This is a genomic window from Catelliglobosispora koreensis DSM 44566, from assembly GCF_000379685.1.
GTDB lineage: Bacteria > Actinomycetota > Actinomycetes > Mycobacteriales > Micromonosporaceae > Catelliglobosispora > Catelliglobosispora koreensis.
Window position 1 is genome coordinate 546739 of record NZ_KB903261.1, and the last position, 19354, is coordinate 566092.

The 19354-nt window shown below is 65.2% G+C and carries 16 protein-coding genes; 10 read left to right on the forward strand and 6 right to left on the reverse strand.

Going from position 1 to position 19354, the window contains the following annotated elements; all coding sequences use genetic code 11:
- Positions 1-51 precede the first annotated feature (51 nt).
- Positions 52-1032, reverse strand: a complete 981-nt coding sequence (locus tag A3E1_RS0121995) for a chaplin family protein (RefSeq protein WP_020522955.1) — start codon at positions 1030-1032, stop codon at positions 52-54.
- Positions 1033-1242: 210 nt separating this feature from the next.
- Positions 1243-1920, reverse strand: a complete 678-nt coding sequence (locus A3E1_RS0122000) for a Crp/Fnr family transcriptional regulator (RefSeq protein ID WP_020522956.1) — start codon at positions 1918-1920, stop codon at positions 1243-1245.
- 193 nt (positions 1921-2113) lie between these two features.
- Between A3E1_RS0122000 and A3E1_RS0122005 the strand changes: the two genes are divergently transcribed.
- The 5 genes from A3E1_RS0122005 to mycP all read left to right on the forward strand — a co-directional run bounded on the left by A3E1_RS0122005 (position 2114) and on the right by mycP (position 7117).
- On the forward strand, positions 2114-3271 hold the full coding sequence (locus A3E1_RS0122005) for a CapA family protein (protein WP_020522957.1): 1158 nt from the start codon (positions 2114-2116) through the stop codon (positions 3269-3271).
- Positions 3272-3274: 3 nt separating this feature from the next.
- A complete protein-coding gene (gene nth, locus A3E1_RS0122010) occupies positions 3275-3997 on the forward strand; it encodes an endonuclease III (protein WP_020522958.1) in 723 nt (240 codons plus the stop codon).
- Positions 3994-4638 carry an NUDIX hydrolase gene (locus tag A3E1_RS41440; RefSeq protein ID WP_051105103.1) on the forward strand — a complete coding sequence of 215 codons (645 nt, stop codon included), beginning with the start codon at positions 3994-3996 and terminating at the stop codon, positions 4636-4638. The genes nth and A3E1_RS41440 overlap by 4 nt, the downstream gene beginning before the upstream one ends.
- A gap of 17 nt (positions 4639-4655) precedes the next feature.
- Positions 4656-5834, forward strand: a complete 1179-nt coding sequence (locus A3E1_RS0122020; protein ID WP_020522960.1) for a MarP family serine protease — start codon at positions 4656-4658, stop codon at positions 5832-5834.
- 116 nt (positions 5835-5950) lie between these two features.
- Positions 5951-7117 (forward strand): type VII secretion-associated serine protease mycosin, encoded by a 1167-nt coding sequence (gene mycP, locus A3E1_RS41445; RefSeq protein ID WP_051105104.1) that lies wholly within the window; start codon positions 5951-5953, stop codon positions 7115-7117.
- Between the two features lie 386 nt (positions 7118-7503).
- Here mycP and eccD read toward each other — a convergent pair whose 3' ends face one another.
- Complete coding sequence (gene eccD, locus A3E1_RS0122030; protein ID WP_040391302.1) at positions 7504-8949, reverse strand: type VII secretion integral membrane protein EccD; 1446 nt, start codon at positions 8947-8949, stop codon at positions 7504-7506.
- 70 nt (positions 8950-9019) lie between these two features.
- On the opposite strand from eccD, the gene A3E1_RS0122035 reads away from it, so the two are divergent.
- On the forward strand, positions 9020-12997 hold the full coding sequence (locus tag A3E1_RS0122035; protein ID WP_020522963.1) for a type VII secretion protein EccC: 3978 nt from the start codon (positions 9020-9022) through the stop codon (positions 12995-12997).
- A gap of 74 nt (positions 12998-13071) precedes the next feature.
- On the opposite strand, the gene A3E1_RS0122040 is transcribed toward A3E1_RS0122035, so the two are convergent.
- Positions 13072-13572 (reverse strand): inorganic diphosphatase, encoded by a 501-nt coding sequence (locus A3E1_RS0122040; RefSeq protein ID WP_020522964.1) that lies wholly within the window; start codon positions 13570-13572, stop codon positions 13072-13074.
- Positions 13573-13805: 233 nt separating this feature from the next.
- Between A3E1_RS0122040 and dacB the strand changes: the two genes are divergently transcribed.
- Genes dacB through A3E1_RS0122060 form a run of 4 tightly spaced genes read left to right on the forward strand, consistent with a single transcriptional unit; the run spans position 13806 to position 17381 of the window.
- A complete protein-coding gene (dacB, locus tag A3E1_RS0122045; RefSeq protein ID WP_020522965.1) occupies positions 13806-15203 on the forward strand; it encodes a D-alanyl-D-alanine carboxypeptidase/D-alanyl-D-alanine endopeptidase in 1398 nt (465 codons plus the stop codon).
- Between the two features lie 13 nt (positions 15204-15216).
- Positions 15217-15699: a cation:proton antiporter regulatory subunit gene (locus A3E1_RS0122050; protein ID WP_020522966.1), complete on the forward strand. Its 483-nt coding sequence runs from the start codon at positions 15217-15219 to the stop codon at positions 15697-15699.
- Positions 15700-15713: 14 nt separating this feature from the next.
- Positions 15714-16937, forward strand: coding sequence for a cation:proton antiporter (locus A3E1_RS0122055; RefSeq protein WP_020522967.1), 1224 nt, complete (start codon positions 15714-15716; stop codon positions 16935-16937).
- A gap of 36 nt (positions 16938-16973) precedes the next feature.
- Positions 16974-17381 (forward strand): DUF6855 family protein, encoded by a 408-nt coding sequence (locus A3E1_RS0122060; protein ID WP_020522968.1) that lies wholly within the window; start codon positions 16974-16976, stop codon positions 17379-17381.
- Here the strand turns inward: A3E1_RS0122060 and tilS are convergent.
- Together tilS and A3E1_RS0122070 are read right to left on the reverse strand one after the other, a co-directional pair.
- The gene (gene tilS, locus A3E1_RS0122065) at positions 17363-18265 is read right to left on the reverse strand and encodes a tRNA lysidine(34) synthetase TilS (RefSeq protein WP_020522969.1); all 903 of its coding nucleotides are present in this window, start codon (positions 18263-18265) and stop codon (positions 17363-17365) included. The genes A3E1_RS0122060 and tilS overlap by 19 nt on opposite strands.
- A gap of 82 nt (positions 18266-18347) precedes the next feature.
- Positions 18348-19352 carry a zinc-dependent metalloprotease gene (locus tag A3E1_RS0122070; RefSeq protein WP_020522970.1) on the reverse strand — a complete coding sequence of 335 codons (1005 nt, stop codon included), beginning with the start codon at positions 19350-19352 and terminating at the stop codon, positions 18348-18350.
- Positions 19353-19354 lie beyond the last annotated feature (2 nt).

Below are 19354 nucleotides of genomic sequence, written 5' to 3' on the forward strand. Positions count from 1 at the left end.
CAGCCTCTGTCCATAGTGGACAGAGGCTGTTTCAGCGAAAGGGTTAAGCGTTTAGCGGGCGGTCGCACCGCCGTGGCTCCACGCCGTAGCCTCACCCAGCACGCCAACGGCGATGCCGCTGACGTCGATCGGGATCTGGATCGGCGCGTAGACCTGAGTTCCGTTGAGGATGCCGACGTTGCCGCTGCTGATCAGCTTCACGTCCTTGCCGTGGCCGTGCTCGCACGGCTCGTGGTGCGGCGGCTTGGGCGTGGTGGGAGGCGTCGTCGGCGGCGTGACGGGCGGGCACGTCGAGCCGCAGCCACCACCTTGGCCACCGTCGCTGTGCTGTCCGCCCTCGCTCTCGGTGCGGTTGCTCTCGGTGTGGCGCATGGTGCCCACCGAGTCGAGCGCGTCGATGTCAACGCCATCAACGACATTGGCGACGCCACCGCCGCCGAGCAGTCCGCTCAGCAGTGGGCCGACGACCGGCAGGCCGCCGCCCTGGGTGAGGCCACCGACCAGCGGCAAGTTCTGGGTAAGGCCGCCCACCAAGGGAAGGTTCTGGGTGAGACCCGTGACGGTGCCGAGAACTTCGGCCTTCGGCGCGGACTCGGCGCGGTGCTGCTTCTTGTGGTGCTTGTCTTTCCCGATGACAGCCTTGGAGCCGCCTTCGCAACCGGCGGTGGCTTCCCCGAGCACTGACACGGCCACGCCGCACAGGTTGATCGGGGCCTGGATCGGCGCGTAGACCTGGGTTCCGTTGAGGATGCCCGTGTTGCCGGCGCTGATCATCTTGACGTCATGCAAACCCTGGATGGCGGTGCTGCCGCCCTCGCAGCCGGCGGACGCGCCGCCACCGACAGCAGCGGCGATGCCACACAGGTTGATCGGAGCCTGGATCGGTGCGAAGACCTGCGTGCCGTTAAGCAGGCCGGTGTTATCCGCGCTGATCAAGGTGGTGTCGGCGGCGTACGCAGCTGTGCCGGCGGACATGACCGCACCAGCGGTCAGGGCGCCTGCCTGAAGTGAGCGTCGAACCCACGCGTTCATAGTGGAAGGGACCTCTTTCGATCGTCGGATGAGTACCGACGCAACCGATCGCGAGGGGACGCAACTGTTCGCGAGTGATCGGTCACTGTGGACACGTACGATCGGGTCAACGAGGTCTTGCGAACTGCTGACGTGCGGAAGTCAGGTTCGCGACAGTGATGTTAGGCGATATGTCCGTTTATGGCATGATATGGCGGCACTGGACACGGCTTAGACGCGGGCGCGGCGAGCCAGACGCTCGGGGTCCAGGATGATCACGCTCTTGCCGTCGAGGCGAAGCCAGCCGCGCGAAGCGAAGTCGGCCAGCGCCTTGTTGACGGTCTCTCGCGAGGCGCCAACGAGCTGAGCGAGCTCTTCCTGGGTGAGGTCGTGGGTCACCCGCAAAACGCCACCATCACGCGTGCCGAACCGGCCTGCCATCTGTAGGAGGTTCTTCGCGACACGGCCAGGCACGTCGGTGAAGATGAGGTCGGCGAGCGCGTCATTGGTGCGGCGCAGACGGCGGGCGAGCACCCGCAGCAGCTGCTCGGCGATCTCCGGGCGGTTGTTGAGCCAGGGCCGCAGGGCTTGCTTGCGCAGGCGGGCAAGACGGCAGTCAGTGACCGCGGTCGCGGTGGCCGTGCGTGGTCCCGGGTCGAAGAGCGACAGCTCACCGAGCATGTCGGACGGGCCCATGACGGACACTAGATTCTGCCGGCCGTCGGCGGCGCGCCGTCCGAGCTTAATCTTGCCGGAAAGTACGATATAGAGGCTGTCGCCCGGCTCGCCTTCGTTGAAGACGACTTCGCCTTTGCGAATCTCGATCGTCTCCATTTCACGAGCCAGCGCCTCGGCGGCTTCCGGGTCGACGCCCTGGAAGATACCGCTGCGGGCAAGCACCTCGTCCATTGCTACCTCCACTAATGCAGCGCATAAGCCCCGCGAGGCCAGTCTAGGCACAGGCAGGCCACAACCGGACGCCAACCCCCAGAATCAGACCACCTTGTCAGCCATGGCCGCATAGCGAGCCATGCCTGACGCAGTGGCCGCACAGACCTGTGGGCCACGCAAAGGTTTGACGGCAGGGTAACCTGCACGCGTCATGAAGGAAATCTTGCTGCGCTACCGGATGCCCGCCATCATATCGACGGTGGTCATTCTTGTGTTGGCCGTCGGACTGGGCTGGGCTGCGGTGCGATCAAGTGCCAGCAGTCAGCCGCTGTGGCGTGACGCGACGGGATTCCCCGATCCTGTGGCCAATTCCACTCCGTCACCGGCGCCCTCGCTGGAGTCGTCAAAAACGATCACGATGTCGTCGGTTGGCGACATCGTCATGGGCGTCGCCCCCGACCGTTTGCCAGCCAACGACGGCAGGAATTTTTTCGATCAGGTAAAGCACTTGTTCCCCGCTGACCTCGTCATGGGCAACCTTGAGCAGGTGCTCACCGACGACACCGGATCCAACAAATGCGGCCCAACGCCTTCGGAGAACTGCCGGACGTTTCGCACCCCGCCGCGATATGCCGAACGTCTGCGCGACGCCGGGTTCCACTTGCTGAACCAGGCCAACAATCACGGCGCCGACTTCGGCTCACAGGGCTACCTGAATACGCAAAAGGCGCTTGAGGCGGCCGGCCTGCACCACACCGGCGCCAAGGGACGGATCACCGTCATGGACGTCAAGGGCCTCAAGGTCGCCGTGCTCGGCTTTTCCTCGTACGCACGGGACAACAGCCTCACCAACCTTGCCACCGCGAAAGAGATCGTCCAGAAGGCCTCCGGGATGGCTGACATCGTGGCGATCCAAGTGCACTGGGGTGCCGAAGGCGCTGACAAGAGCCATGTGAAGCCAGGCACCGAATACTTCCTCGGGGAGAACCGGGGCGACCCCATCGCCTTCTCACGCGCGGTCATCGACGCGGGCGCTGACATCATCTTCGGCCACGGGCCGCACACCATGCGCGGGGCAGAGCTATATAGGGGCCGGCTCATCGTTCACAGCCTTGGCAACTTCTCCGGGGGTACGGGCCTGAAGGGCGGCGAGGTCGTTGGCTGGGGCGGCGTGCTCAAGGCCACGCTCACAGCGGATGGCGCGTTCGTCTCGGGAACCTTCGCTTCGACGATCTTCGATAGCACCCCCGGTGTGCCAAGGCCCGACCCACAGCAGAACGCGCTCAAACGCCTGCGCGATATGACGCAGCAAGACTTTCCCTCGAGTGGCGCTCGTTTCGGCGCTGACGGCTCGATAAGTACGCTGTAGAACGTGCCGAAGAACGAGACCGAACTGGCGCTCAAGCGCCGCGTGCGCAAGATGGCACGCGAGCTCGCCGAGATCCACCCAGACGCACACTGCGAGCTCGACCACGAAACGCCGCTGCAACTCGCGGTCGCCACGATCCTGTCGGCACAATGCACCGACGCGAAGGTCAACGAGGTCACCCCGAAGCTGTTCGTCAAGTACCAGACCGCCGCCGACTATGCCGCCGCCGACCGGGCGGAGATGGAAGAGATGATCCGGCCGACCGGATTCTTCCGTAACAAGACCAACTCACTGATCAACCTCGGTGCCGCTCTCGTAGAGCGGGGGGGAGATCTGCCCCGCACACTCGATGAGCTGGTAACCCTGCCCGGCATGGGCCGCAAGACCGCCAACGTCATCCTGGGCAACGCCTTCGACGTCCCCGGCATCACGGTCGACACCCACTTCTCCCGGCTAGTGCAGCGATGGGAGTGGACCACCGAGACCGACCCCGTGAAGATCGAGTTCGCGATCGGGGCACTGGTCGAGAAGAAGGACTGGACGATGCTGTCGCACCGGGTGATCTTCCACGGGCGGCGCGTCTGCCACGCGAAGAAACCGGCGTGCGGGGCGTGTCCACTAGCGAGTCAGTGCCCGTCCTACGGCATCGGCCCCACCGATCGTGAGCAGGCCATCAAACTGCTGAAAGGGCCTCGCGTCGCCGAGATCGCTGAGATGACCGCGTGACCGAAGGACTTCCAGTGTGGTTTGAGCCGCTTCTGTCCCGGGCCCGGGACAGTGAGCGCCAGGACTTCACTCGCCTGGAGACGCCCAGCCAAGGGCGTCCGGCCGCGGTGCTCGTCTTGTTTGGTGAGGAGCCAGAGCAAGGCCCGGATCTGCTGGTGCTGCAACGGGACGCGCGGATGCGTACGCACGCCGGGCAAGTCGCGTTCCCTGGAGGAGCGGCCGATCCGGAAGACGCCGATGCGACCGCGACCGCGTTACGGGAAGCCGAAGAAGAAGTCGGGCTGGACCCGTCGAGTGTGACGGTCCTAACGGCGTTGCCGCAGCTATGGATCCCGGTCAGCGACTTCCTCGTGACCCCGGTGCTGGCCTGGTGGCACAAGCCGCATCCGGTCGACACGACCTCGCCGGACGAGGTGGCGCACGTGGCCCGGTTACCAGTCCAAGAGCTAGCAGATCCGGCAAATCGCTTACGCGTCAAGCATCCCAGCGGTTTTATTGGCCCGGCTTTTCAGGTTAAGGGAATGCTGGTTTGGGGATTTACCGCAGGTGTTATTTCCGCGTTGCTTGATCTCGGTGGATGGACCCAACCGTGGGACACGAGCCGGGTGGAGATGCTGCCCCGTTCCCAGTTTTCGCTCTGAGTCCGTAGGCTGAGCCGATGTCGGCAATCGACGTAATACTGATCTTGCTCCTGGTCCTCTTCGCGATCAGTGGCTACCGCCAGGGGTTTGTCATCGGGGTGCTGTCGTTCGCCGGTTTCTTCGGCGGGGCGCTGATTGGGCTGCAGCTTGGCCCGTTGCTGGCCGGGTTGACCGAGTCGCCCGGCATCAAGCTGATCGTGTCGTTGACCGTCGTGTTTGGCCTCGCCGTGCTCGGGCAGGCGCTCGCCGGCTGGCTGGGCAGCAAGCTGCGCCGAGGCATCACGGGACGCAGCGGGCAGGTCATCGACGACATCGGCGGTGCTTTCGTCTCGCTGATGGCGGTGTCGATCGTGGCCTGGCTGGTGGCCGTGCCACTGAGCAACGCGTCAGAACCGTGGCTGTCTAGTGCGGTCCGCAATAGCTTCATGATCAGGGCGATCAACGGGATCATGCCCGCGCAGGCCACCGAGCTGACCGAAGCGCTGCAGCAAACGGTTGACACCAATGGCTTCCCCGAAGTCTTCGGCAGCCTGGTGCCGACCCAGGTCAAGGAAGTTCCGCCGCCAGACGGCCGCTTGGCGAAGCTTCCCGTGGTGGTCAAAGCCGAAGAGTCCGTCGTCAAGGTGCTGGGGACGGCGCCCAGCTGCAGCCGCCGCATCGAAGGCTCAGGTTTCGTCTACGCCGACGACCACGTGATGACCAACGCGCACGTGGTCGCGGGCACGAAGACCGTCAAGGTCGTCGTCAAGAAGAACACGCTGTCCGCCAAGGTCGTCGCCTACGACGCCAAGCTGGACATCGCCGTGTTGCATGTGCCGGGTCTGGACGCTCCCGTCATGCCTTTCGCGCCAAAGGAAGCCGGCTCAGGCGACGACGCGATCGTTCTCGGCTTCCCGCTCGATGGCCCCTACAACGCACAGGAAGCCAGAATTCGCGAAGTGGGCAACATCACGGGGCCGGATATCTACGAGAACGGCACGGTTACCCGCGAGGTTTACACGATCAAAGGATTAGTCCGAAGTGGAAACTCGGGCGGCCCGCTGATCACCCCCAAAGGTGAAGTTCTCGGGATCATCTTCGCCGCCGCGGCAGACAACCAGCAGGTCGGGTACGCGGTGACAGCAGAAGCGGCGGAGAACATCGCCGCGCAGGGCAGGTCGGCTACGTCCGCGGTTTCGACGGGATCATGTGCCTGAAGTCCGCGGTGGCAGCTGCTAGGTGATTCGGGCAGAATGGCGGCATCGTTCCCCCGCCGATACCCCCGACATCGCGCGCGCGTTATGCGGTCGCGCTCCTTCGTGTGCTCGCAGTGATGACGTTGGTGGGCCTGCTCATCGCGGCCGCACCACTGGACCGCGGCGGTCCCGCTGACCTTGTCCACGATCGCGATCTCGCCGTCTCAGCCGTTTCCCGTGACCACGTCCGAGACGACCAGTGGCAGCTCAACCTGCTGCAAGCCGACAAGGTGTGGCGTCAGTCCAGGGGCGCCGGGGTGACCGTCGCGGTCATTGATTCCGGTGTCGCGGGCGACCATCCAGACTTGGCCGGGCAGGTTTTGCCTGGCCTCGATCTTGTTGCGCCGGGTGGAGATGGCACGGCTGACGAGGTCGGGCATGGCACGACAGTCGCGGCCCTGATCGCCGGGCGCAGTTCCGATGGGCACGGAGCGGCTGGCTTAGCCCCAGATTCCAAGATCCTTCCTATTCGGGTACTGGACGCGAAGAACGAATACGACGACGCGAGTGTCGTGGCCGACGCCATCATCTGGGCCGTCGATCACGGCGCCAAGGTGATCAACCTGTCGCTGGGCGGTGGCGCCGTCAACTCCCTGCTCGCCGACGCGATCGATTACGCCTTCGCCCACGATGTCGTTGTCGTGGCCTGTGTTGGCAATGTGCTGGCTGACGGTCCGGGCACGACTTGGTATCCCGCTCGCGAGCCGGGGGTCGTCGCGGTAACCGCACTCAACCCGCGCGGTGATCTGTGGAAGGGTTCCCTGAGCGGACCGTCCACGGTGCTCGCGGCACCGGGCTCGGACCTCGTTGGGGCGAAACCTGGTGGCTATCAGCGGGTTCAGGGCACGAGCTTCGCCGCGCCACTGGTCGCCGCCACCGCCGCGCTGATCCGGAGCAAGTGGCCGGAGATGAGCGCCGCCAACGTGGTGCAGCGTCTGATCATGACGGCTCGTGACGAAGGTGTTCCGGGGCGGGACGACCAGTACGGGTTTGGTGCCGTCGACCCCCGTGCCGCGCTGACCGCTGACGTGCCTTCCGTCGTCGCCAACCCGCTCGACACGGCACCGCCTCCCGGCAAGGCCGGCTTTGGTTCGTCCCTTGTGGAAACCGTCACCCCGGCCGTCAACGCCGTCGCCGCCACCGTGCAGGAGAGCACCAGCAGCCGCGTCGGTGGCCTGGCAGCCGCACTCGCCGGCTTCGCCGTCCTCGTCGGCAGCGGCCTCACCCTCCTGCGCAAGCTCTGACCGCTTCTCTGGGCGCACCCCCGATTGCGCGCATCCTTCCTTTGCGGGTCGAGATCCACATCCGGTGGGACGTGATCGAACGGCCTGTTGATCACGCCTGAAGGGCTGTGGATCTCAGATTGGGCTGTGGATCACGACTAAGTAGACGGTAGCTGGTGTTTCCTCGCCTGGTGGAACTCGGCCTGCCGGAAGCTTCCTTACGGTGAAGCGGCGCAAGTTCGAGCCGTGGTAAAGGCGTGACTAGCGACAGCACCGCGAGCCCGGGAAGCGCGGACCCGAGCGTCGTCGCGGGGGAGGCCGCAACCGTATGCGGCGTCCGAACAGAAACCGCGCAGAAAGAAAGCCCGGCCATTCGGGAACGGCCGGGCAGTTAAAGCGAGGCAGGGTCAGGAAGTCAGGCCCTGGATGATGCCGTAGATGTCGAGCACCCAGGCCGCGACCGGCACGACGCTGATGACGACCAGGAGGTCGAACAAGTCGGCGGCCCGTCCCACGTAGGGCGATGGTGCCTGACGGCTCCAGGTCTGCCCAGCGAGCACGACGATCAGCGCCAGCAAAACCGCGCCCACAGCGAAGAAAGCCCGGCTTGTCGAGCTAGCCGAGAACACGATGCCGCCCAGGAGCAGCATGTGACCCAGCAGTCCCGCCGCGATCAAAGGCCCGCGCTGGCGGATGGTCACGAAGAGCCGTGACCGCAGCAGCAACGCCGTAGCAGCCACCGCTATAAGAACCCGGCCAGCGACGCCACCGGCGATCGCGAGCACGAGGCTGGCGAAGGCAACCAATGCGGTGTAGCCGAGCAGCATGCCTGTCAGTAGTTCCTCAGACCGGCTCACAGCGGCGAAGACCCGGCTGCGGTCGGGCAGGTCAAGCGTGGACCGGTCGCGGCCGGGAGCCGACACGGAGAACGACTCCGAATCGCGCGGCAGCGCCACCGACGGCACGGGCACTTTGCCGAACCTGATCGCGAGCACGGGCAGCAGGCCGATGCCACAAACCAGTGTGGCCATCAGAATCGCGGCCGCACCGGGAGCACCAAAGAAAGCCAGCAGTGAGGTCGCCGCGCCAAGCAGGCCAACCATGCCGCCAGCCATGAAGATGCGCATGCCGTGTCCCACACCGGCAGCCCCAAGGGCGGCGAACAGCAGGATGGCGACGCAGCCGACGAGCAGCTGAGGCGAGCCCAGCCACAGCATGGTCGGCACGACGCCGTTCAAAACCGCGGTGTCGCCGATGAGCAGCGCGCCACCGGCGAAGGCGTAAGGCAGGGCGAATCCGGCCAGGGCGCTGCCCGCGATGCCATCGCCATAGGCGCGTGACGCGAGCACTCCACCGACCAGCAAAAGTACGGCGACGGTCAGGGCCAGGTAGCCGCCTGGTGCCCAGGCCGGTCCGCCAGCGAGCATCGCCATGACTCCGGCGAGCAGGAGAATCCCGGCACCGGCCAATGTGGACACTCGAGTGGCCGCAGGAGTCCAGGCCGCACCGCGTTTGCGGGCACCGGCCGCGATCGCCTCAACTACGTCGTCGTACTCCAGCTCGGGCCACTGTTCCCGGGCGGGCACCAAGTGCAGAACTTCGCCGTCGCGGATGTTGAGCTGTGCCAAGGACTTCGCTTCGTCCAGCGGGGTGCCGTCGGCACGCCGGGCGATCCAGCCGCCGTGATTCTCACCATCGTCGGCGAGGCCAATTCCGGCATGGCGCAACAATTCAGGCAGGAGTTCAGCGAGGACCACCGAGGCCGGCAAAGCCACATCTACCCGGCGTTGCGGCGTATGCAACGTAACTCGGGTCAGCCCGGTGCCAGAGGTGAGGGTAGCGGGGTGGGTCACGACGCTAAGACTGCCATAACATAGTGCCGTTCGCGGCACGCAGTCCGTGCGAAATGGGGAGGAGGGCGACGTGGGAACAGTCATCATGAAGCGGTTGCCGAGGAGGCCCGCGCCCGAAATCCCTAGTGGTGAGCTGGTTATCGACGCTCCACCAGAGATTCCACAGGCATCGGGGCAAAAGTGGCAGCAGGCCATGATGATTTTGCCGACCCTTGGCGGCGTTGTGTCGATGGGCATGATGTACGGCATGGGCAGCGGCACCCGTGGGCCCATGACTTACGTGGCCGGCGGTTTGATGGGCTTGTCCAGTCTTGGCATGATTGCAGCCAGTTTCTCCAACTCTGGTGGCCCCAAGAAGCACGAGATGATGGCCGCCCGCCGCGAATACCTGCGGCACTTGGCAGGCCTGCGGCGTAACGCCAGGCGGACCGTTCAGCAGCAGCGGCACGGCCTCTACTACCGGCACCCTGACCCGCAGCGTCTTTGGTCCACTGTGGACAGTTTCCGCTTGTGGGAGCGGCGTCTGCACGACCCCGACTTTGGCATCGTGCGCGTGGGCATCGGCCCGCAGTCGCTGGCCACACCGCTTGTGCCACCGGAGACCCGTCCGCTCGAAGAGCTTGAGCCCATGACGGCGGGTGCCCTAAGGCGGTTCCTGGACGCCTATTCGGTGGTCGACGATCTGCCCGTCGCTTTGTCGATCAAGGGCTTCGGCCGGATCTTCTTGCGCAACGAGGCCGCCAGCGGAACGTACCGTGGCGGCTATATGTCCAATGACGACGAAGGCACCGACGCTCAGGGCCTCGCCCGCGCGATGATCACCCAGCTCGCGACGTTCCACGCGCCCGATGACCTCCTCGTCGCGGTCTGCTCCTCGCCGTACCGGCGCGAAGCCTGGGACTGGGTGAAGTGGTTGCCGCACAACCAGCATCCGTCGCTTGTGGACGCTCTGGGACCGGCCCGGCTCTACGCGACTTCGGCTGCCGAGCTGGAAAAGATGCTCGGTGATGTGCTCGCGAGCCGCCCGCGCTTCGGCAACGGCGAAGGCCATCCGCACGTGGTGGTCGTGCTTGACGGCGCTGACATGAACAATGCTGGTCACCTGAGCGTCCCCGAAGGGATCGCCGGGGTCACCATCATCGACATGGACGGCACGCCGCCCCGCATGCTCGACCGGAGCATGCTGACGCTGGAAGTCGTTGGCCGGACCCGGGCGCTGCACACGACAACAGCCATGTCTGCCAACGAGGTTGGCGTCGCCGACTCGCTGACGGTCGCTGAAGCTGAAGCGGTCGCCCGCCGTCTGTCCCCGATGCGGCTGAGCGCGGCCGCCGTCGCCTCTGACAGCGCGATGACAACGGAGAAGGGTCTCGCCGATCTGCTTGGCATCCCTGACCCGGAACGCTTCGACGTCGCCTACGGCTGGGCGCCGCGATCCAACCGCAACCGCCTCCGTACCCCCATTGGTGTCGGCCCAGATGGCACCGCGGTCGAGATGGACATCAAGGAATCGGCTCAAGACGGCATGGGCCCACACGGTCTGCTGATCGGTGCCACCGGTTCCGGTAAGTCGGAGTTCCTGCGCACACTCGTGCTCGGGCTCGCGGCCACGCACTCCTCGGAGTTGCTCAACTTCGTGCTCGTCGACTTCAAGGGTGGCGCGACCTTCGCCTCGCTGGATCGCTTGCCACACACCAGCGCGGTTATCACCAACCTTGAGGGTCAGGCTGGCATGGTCGACCGCATGGGTGACGCCATCGTCGGTGAAGTCATGCGGCGCCAGGAGTTGCTGGCCAAGGCCGGAAACTTCGCCAACCTCAAGGACTATGAGAAGGCGCGTGCCGGTGGTGCGGCGCTGGCTCCGTTGCCATCACTGTTCATCGTCTGTGACGAGTTCTCCGAAATGCTTACCGCTAACCCGGAGTTCATCGAGATCTTCGTCCAAATTGGACGCGTCGGCCGGTCGATCGGCATCCACCTGCTGCTGGCGAGCCAGCGGCTAGAGGAAGGCCGGTTGCGTGGTCTGGACACGCACCTGTCCTACCGCATCGGTCTGCGCACCTTCTCCGCCATGGAATCGCGTGCGGTGCTTGGGGTTGGCGACGCTTACGACCTTCCCAAGGCCCCGGGACACGGCTATCTCAAGTTCGGTTCCGAGCCGCTGCAACGCTTCAAGGCCGCTTACGTTTCAGGATCCTTCAAGAAATCATCTGGTACTCAGGAACGCCGCCGAAACCCGGATATCGATCTGATTTACGACTTCTCGACGCGTTTCGTGCCCGTGCCAGCGAAGCCGAAAAACGCTGAGCCAGAAGTCAACTGGGACGTCAAGCCCGGCGAGAGCCTGATGGACGTCATGATCGAGCGCATGATCGGCCAGGGTCCGCCAGCGCACCAGGTGTGGCTGCCGCCGCTGGACATCTCCGATCCGCTGGACCTTCCGTTCGGCCAGGTTGGCTTGGTCGAGGGCCGTGGCTTGACGGTCGCTAACCCCGAATTGCGTGGGGCGCTGAGGGTTCCGGTGCTGATCATCGACAAGCCAGCCCAGCAGGCGCGTGACGCCCACTGGCTGCGCCTGGCCGAAGGCGCCGCCGGTCACGTCGCGATCGCGGGTGGTGGGCAGAGCGGAAAGTCGCAACTGCTGCGCACGATGATCCTGGGGCTGGCGCTAACCCATACGCCGCAAGAGGTTCAGGTCTACTGTCTGGACTTCGGTGGCGGTTCGCTTGGTGCGCTTAGGGATTTGCCACACGTCGGTGGAGTCGCCGGGCGTTTGGAAGGCCTCCAGGTTCGCCGGACCGTCAGCGAAGTGCTGGAGGTCCTGAACAACCGCGAAGCCAGGTTTGCCCAGCACGGCATCGAATCGATGGCGGCTTACCGCAAACTGCGCGCCGCGGGCCGGTTCAGTGACGATCCGTTTGGGGACGTGTTCTTGGTCGTGGACGGGTGGAACACCATCCGCGATACGTTCGACGATCTCGAAGGTCTGCTCACCGAGATCGCCACCCGAGGCTTGGCTTACGGTGTCCACATTGTCGCGTCGACTCTGCGGTGGCGGGACTTCCGTCCGGCTATCGCCGACCAGTTCGGCAGCAAGATCGAGCTCAAGCTCGGTGACCCGAGCGATTCGCTGTGCCGCAACCGCAAGCTGGCGCCCAACGTTCCGGCCCGGCCCGGCTTCGGCATCACGCCCGAGGGCTTGTTCACGCTCGCTATTCGGCCCGAGGTCGATGCGGTCGGTTCGTCGGAGCAGCTCATCCGTGAGATCACGAAGCACTGGACGGGTGCTCCGGCACCACGGGTGCGCATGCTGCCCACCGTCTACGCCTACGACCGCATGACCTTCGACGGGCTGCCGCAGTGGAGCCTGCCGATCGGTGTCGCCGACGACCTCACTCCGGCCACGATCGACTTCATGTCCGACGTGCACTTGGTGGCGTTTGGCGAGAGCGAGTGTGGCAAGTCGACGATGCTGCGCCAGATCGCGCGGTCCATCACGACTCGGTACACACCGGAGGAAGCGAAGATCCTGATCGTGGATCCGCGCCGCAGTCTCCTCGGTGCCGTGAACACACCGCACGTCGTCGCCAACATCACGAGCCTGAGCCAGGTCGCGACCTACATGGCTGGCATCGCACAGAAGATGGAAGAGCGGCGGCCACCAGCTGACGTCACCCCGCAGCAAATGCGGGAGCGGCCGTGGCTGGAAGGCCGCGGTGAGTTCTTCCTGATCATCGACGACTATGACATCGTCAATTCGTCTGGCAGTCAGATGTCAGCGCTCGTGCCCTACCTGTTCGAGGCACGCGACGTTGGTCTGCACCTGATCACGGTGGCTAACGCCAGCTGGACCAGAGGCGGCTCCGACGCGGCGATCTCGCAGATCAGGTCGGCGGGTGCGCCGTACCTGCTGATGTCGGCAGATCGCAGCCAGTCCACCCCGTTCAGTGGAGCGCCGCGCTACGAGCGGATGACCGCTGGCCGCGGCCGTCTCGTCACCCGCCGAGACCAGCGCCTCATCCAACTAGCCGATCTCCCCGCAGCCTGACGCTCGCGCTACAGACAACAAGAGATCCACATCCCGGGCTGGGATGTGGATCTCTTTTGCAGGCTTGCAGACGGTCAGTGCTTGGGGAGACCGCCGGCGTCCTTAAGACGCTGGAAGGAGCGCTCGATCTCGGCTTCGGCCTCGACGCGGCCGACCCAGGTCGCGCCCTCGACGCTCTTGCCGGGCTCAAGGTCCTTATAGACCTCGAAGAAGTGCTGGATCTCGAGCCGGTCGAACTCCGGCACGTGGAAGATGTCGCGCAGGTGCTCTAGGCGCGGGTCATATGCGGGAACGCAAAGAACCTTGTCGTCGCCGCCTTTTTCGTCCCGCATGCGGAACATGCCGATGGCGCGGCACTTGATGAGGCAGCCGGGGAAGGTCGGCGACTGCACGAGCACGAGGGCGTCGAGCGGGTCACCATCCTCACCGAGCGTGTTCTCGATGAAGCCGTAGTCGGCTGGATACTGCGTAGAGGTGAAAAGGGTTCGGTCTAGCCGGATGCGGCCAGTCTCGTGATCCACCTCGTACTTGTTGCGCTGCCCGCGAGGGATCTCCACGGTAACGTCGAAGTCCATTTCACTCTCCGCTAAGCCTGTATGTTCAACGACGTCAGTGTCTCCTAGCTCGACCGCAAATCTCGAAGGAGGCTCCATTGGGGAGGCCAGCTTCACACTACGGGCCGGGCCCTGCCGGCGGGGCGGGTTCGTCAGGTAGTGGTTATCCACAGGCTTCCCAGCAGGGGATATCTGCTTTTCCACCTAGTTATCCACAGGATGGACCGCCGTGGGGTGGGGTTTATCCACAGGCTGTGCACAACCAGCCGGCCCCCGCTGTGGAAAAGCGTCGGCGCCGCTGGCCGCTAATCGTGATCATCATCGTGGCGCTGCTAGCCGGTGGTGGCGTGACGGGCTATTGGCTGACCATCGGCAAACCGGAGTTCGCCGCGCCCGAGGCGTCGCCTAGCCCGGAGCGCAGCGCGGTTCCCGTGCTCGCCCCGATTGGCCTGGGCGGAAGTGCGGCCGCGACCCGGATGCGCGAGGCACTCGACCCTCTTATCAACGGCTCGGAGCTGGGCCAGAACGTCAACGCTTCCGTGGTCGATCTGCGGACCGGCACTGTTGTCTATGACCACCGGGGCAACGCCGTGCGCACCCCGGCCTCCAACGCGAAGATCATCACGGCCGCCGCTGTCCTCGCGACCCGAGGTGCGGGTTACCGCATCACCACCAAGGCTTACGCCGGCGCGACGCCTGGCGAGGTCGTGCTTGTCGCGGCCGGAGATGTGACGCTGGCCGGCGGCAACGAGGGCTACTACGCCGGGGCCGGCCGTTTAAGCGACCTCGCCGATCAGATCAAGAAGAACCTCGGGGGCGTCGCACCGACGAAGGTCATCCTCGACACGAGCCTCTACACCGGACAGTTGCTCGGCCCGGGCTGGGACCCAGACGAGCACGAGCAGGGCTACACCTCGAAGATCCTGCCAATCATGATCGACGGCGGCCGCAGTGACTTGCGCCAGAAGATCATGCCGTTCACGCGCTACGCCGAGCCCGATCTGGCCGCGGGCCGTGCGCTGGCGCGCCTTTTAGGGGTACCAGAGGAAGCCGTCACCAAGGGCACCGTCGTGACAGGAGCCGCCGAGCTAGGCGCCGTCCAGTCCGCACCCATGTTGCGTCAGCTGGAGCAAATGCTGGCCGAAAGCGACAACACCCTGGCCGAGGCGCTAGCCCGTCAGGTCGCGTTGGCCCGCAACAAACCCGCGTCATTCGAAGGCGGAGCCGCCGCGACCCAAGAGGTGCTGGTGGAGTTGGGTTTGCCCGCTGACCAGGCACATCTGGTCGATGGCGCCGGCTACTCCCGGCAAAACCAGGTGAGCCCGGCTGTGTTCACGGGGCTGTTGCGCCTCGCGGCCGATGGCAAGCACCCGAAGATCGGTGACGTCATCAACGCGCTGCCGGTCGCGGGGTGGTCCGGCTCGATGGCGACCCGTTTCGCCGAAAGCGACGCGCTCAACGGCCGTGGCGTGGTGCGTGCCAAGAGCGGAACCCTGAACGGCATCAACGCGATTTCCGGGGTCGTGCAAACGATGGACGGCGGGCTTTACGCCTTCTCTGTGCTGGCTAATCAGGTGCCCGTCGGGCAGTACCCAGCGCAAGAAGCTCTTGATCGGATTGTCGCCCGGATCGCTGCTTGCGGCTGCGGCTGACTAGAATCCGGCGATGGATGTTGAACTTACAGATCTTCCCGGGATCGGGTTTCGACATGACTTTCGCACGGGCCGTGGTCAGCAGGCAGCCGTCATCTCGCACCACACCGGCCGCCGCGATCTCGTCGTGTATGACCGGCACGATCCCGACACGGCGATCGCGACGCTGACGCTGACCCCCGACGAGGCCAACGGGCTCGCGGAGTTGCTTGGCACAGCGCGGATCGTCGAGCGGCTGGCACGGCTGCAAAAGCAGGTGACCGGTCTGGTCACTTCACAGATTCCCATCGCTTCCGGTTCACCATTCGACGGCCAGACCCTGGGCGACACCCAGGCACGCACCAGGACCGGTGCGTCGATCGTGGCTGTCGTGCGTGGACCCGAGGTGATCGCGTCACCACGGCCTGATTTCGTGTTTCATTCGGGCGACATCGTTGTCGTGGTGGGGACCAGTGACGGCACTACCGCCGTCGCCGATCTGCTCACCAACGGCTGACGAGGGGCCGGCCTATGCACAGTGCCGTTGTCCTCATTGAAATCGGTGCCATCGTCCTAGGCCTGGGATTGCTTGGCGCGCTATCCGTTCGCTGGAGCATCTCTCCGATTCCGCTCTATCTGCTGGCTGGCTTGGCTTTTGGACACGGTGGCGTGCTGCCGCTGGCGACGAGCGAGGAGTTCACCGCGACGGGCGCCGAGATCGGCGTGATCCTGCTGCTGTTCACGCTGGGCCTGGAATACACCGCACCGGAACTGGTCGGCACGTTGCGCAATAACGCCCCGGCCGGACTTCTCGACCTCGTGCTCAACGCTGCCCCCGGGGTCGCGGTCGCACTGTTTCTGGGCTGGGGACCGGTTGCCGCCGTGGCGCTCGGTGGCATCACCTACGTCACGTCTTCGGGCATCACCGCGAAGGTGATGGCCGACCTGGGCTGGCTGGGCAACCGTGAAGTGCCAGTCGTGTTGTCGCTATTGGTGTTCGAAGACCTCACGATGGCGATCTACCTGCCGATCCTGACCGCGCTGCTAGCCGGTGCTGGCCTGCTCGCCGGATCGATCACGCTCGCCATCGCCGCGGTCACGATCACCGTGATTCTGGTGATAGCGCTGCGCTTTGGGCATCTCGTCGAGAAGGCGGTCTCGTCGCCTAGCGAAGAAGTGTTGCTGCTCAAGGTTTTGGGACTCACCGTTCTCGTCGCTGGAGTCGCGCAGTACCTTCAGGTGTCGGCGGCCGTGGGCGCTTTCCTCGTCGGCATCGCGCTTTCCGGCCCGCTCGCGCACACCGCACGGCAACTGCTCAGCCCACTGCGCGACCTGTTCGCCGCGGTGTTCTTTGTCTTCTTTGGACTTCACACCGATCCCGCCTTGCTGCTTCCCGTCGCGTGGGTCGCTGGCCTCATGGCACTCGCTGGCGTCGGCACCAAAATGGCGACCGGTTGGTGGGCCGCCCGCCGGGCTGGAATCGGCCCATCGGGTCGGCTGCGCGCCGGTGCGGCACTGGTTCCGCGAGGCGAGTTCAACATCGTCATCGCCGGACTGGCTGTCGCCGCGGGCATCACCCCCGAACTCGGCCCACTAGCCGCCGCCTATGTCCTTATCCTCGCGGTGATCGGCCCGCTGTCCGCTCGTGCGGCCGAACCCCTGGGCCGCTACCTCACACGCCGCAAGGCCGCCAAGGCAACGGTTCCTCGTCAGCAACAATCACCCGACCCCTCATCGACCTTTACAGACGTCTGAGTCCCGCGTGAGGCGGCGCGGGGCTACGTTGAAGGCATGGCGAAGGGCAAAGGAACGCCTGACGACCCGTGGCAGCTAGTGACGCCGCCGGGCAAAGGCGAGTACCAAATGTGGAAGGACGAGTCGGCGAATCCGCCCGAGCTGGTGTGCCAGGTTGGCAGCACGCAACTGCGCTATCGGTTGCGGGCGATCGAAGACTTGCACGCGATGCTGAAGAAGCACGGGGACTGGATGCCGCTCGGTGGTGCCGATGAGCAGAAGCCAGCTCCTGAGGGGAGCGTCGAGGCTTGGGGCCGTTCCGAGGACAATCCCGTCAAAGGTTGGTACGGCTTGAGGAAGGGCTACCGTGGGCGGTTCGGTGTCTACCTGCCGCCGCTTTTGGAAGCACTCGGATTAGCGGAAGTGACCCACGAGGCCCGCAACAATCAGATGCGCGTTAAGTAGCCGTCGCGTCGTTCGACGAAAACGCGGCCAGGTAAGGCGACCGCGCCCTGACCGTGCCAGCGCGTGACCAACGCGTCGAGGGCGGCGACGTGCCGGTGCGATAGCGAGGCACGGGGAGCGCCCAGCGCCGCCGCCCACAGGTGCAGCACCCGGGTGCGGATCGGGGTGGGCAAAGTGCTCAGCACAGTGACGTCGAGCGGTCCGTCGCCGAGCTTTTCCAGCTCGGTAACGGCCAGCTCATCCAGGTAGGAGGAGTCGGCCGCGATCAGGGCGGCCGACCGCGCGAGGTTGGGCACCACGTCATCGCCCAACGTTTCGGTCAGTTTCGACAGCCGCAACCGGGACCTGGTGAAAGCCGGATCGCTGTTATGCGGATCGTCCCAAATGGACAGTCCTTGTGCGTAACAGGCCTCGCGCAACGTGGCCCGGGACAGGCCAAGGAACGGACGGACAAACGTCATCCCGTGCCGCACTTGGGTTTGTGGCATCCCGGACAGCCCGCGGGGCCCGGCTCCGCGGGTCAACGCGAGTAAGACTGTTTCGGCTTGATCGTCCTCCGTATGTCCTAACAGGACACTGCTCGCCCCGTGCTCCAGCGCCACCCGTGCCAAGGCTTCATAGCGAGCCTCACGTGCCGCCGCTTCCGGTCCGCCTTGTGTCCCAACCGAAACGGCGACCACGATCGCGGGGTCAAACCCAGGCAACGCGGCGACCGAGGCCGCCACGGCGGCAGAGTCGTGCTGGAGCTGGTGATCCACCGTGATCAGACCGGCTCGCCACCCGTCGCGCGAGGCGACAAAGCGCGCCGCGGCGGCCAGCGCCATCGAGTCGGCCCCGCCCGAGCACGCGACGAAGACCAGTCCCGTGGGCGAAACCGCACGCACAGCGTTACGTGTATCGGCGACCGCCGGACTCAGCCCTCCCTGTGACCCTGCTCGCCAAGACGCCACCGAGGCGGCGTGAGGCTCAGACAGTGACGACACGGGAGACCCAAGCGTCCGGGTCGGTCAGCTCCGGCAGCCGTGGCAGCGTTTCCGGTGACGTGAACACGCGATTGAAGTCCTGCATGCCAACGCGGGCGATGACCGCGGCGACGAACTTGCGGCCTTCGAGGTACTGCTTGAGTTTGACGTCCATACCGAGAAGCCGCCGAAGGTACTGCTCGATCGGGCTGCCACCGGTGCGGCGGCGGTCGAAAGCGGCACGGATATCGCTGACGGTCGGGATGACCTGAGGACCGACCCCGTCCATGACCACTTCGGCGTGACCTTCGAGCAAGGTCAGCAAGGCGGTCAGCCGGTCGAGGATCTTGCGCTGCTCTGGAGTCTGCATCGCTTCGAGCAGGCTGACGTCATCTTTGCCCTGTGCCGCCCGCAAGAGCTTGCCGATCTGCTGGCCGAGCGCACGAGGCGTCTCCGATGCGGCCACATAGGACTTAACCTCTTTGATGAAGTGGTCCCGTAGCCAAGGAACGCCGGTGAACTGGGCGCGGTGCGTGGCTTCGTGAATGCACACCCACAGCCGGAAGTCGTGCGGATCAGCCCTTAGCTTCCGCTCGAACGCGACGATGTTGGGGGCGACTAGAAGCAACTGTCCTGGTGGGACAAACACGTCGTATTGTCCGAGCACTTTGCCAGACAGGTAAGCGAGCAAGGCACCAGCTTGAACTCCGGCGACCTTGGCGGTCACGGGGTTGTTGAGGACTCCCGCTTTCTCAGACAGTGGCGAGACGATGTCACGCAAACCCGTGACATTGACGGCAGCCCACGTCTTGCGGTCGACGACCCGGACCGGACTGTCCGTGATCTGCGGCGAGAGCCCGGTGAAGGCGGTGACGTGATCGGTGGCCTCGTCAGCGAGCTGGCGCAGCTGCCGCACCACGGAGGTGGCCTCGGACAGCGAGACTGACGGGCCGGTCGGGCCCAGATGGGCGGCGGTCGAGGTGGCCAGGTCCCAGTCAACGAGTGCCATAT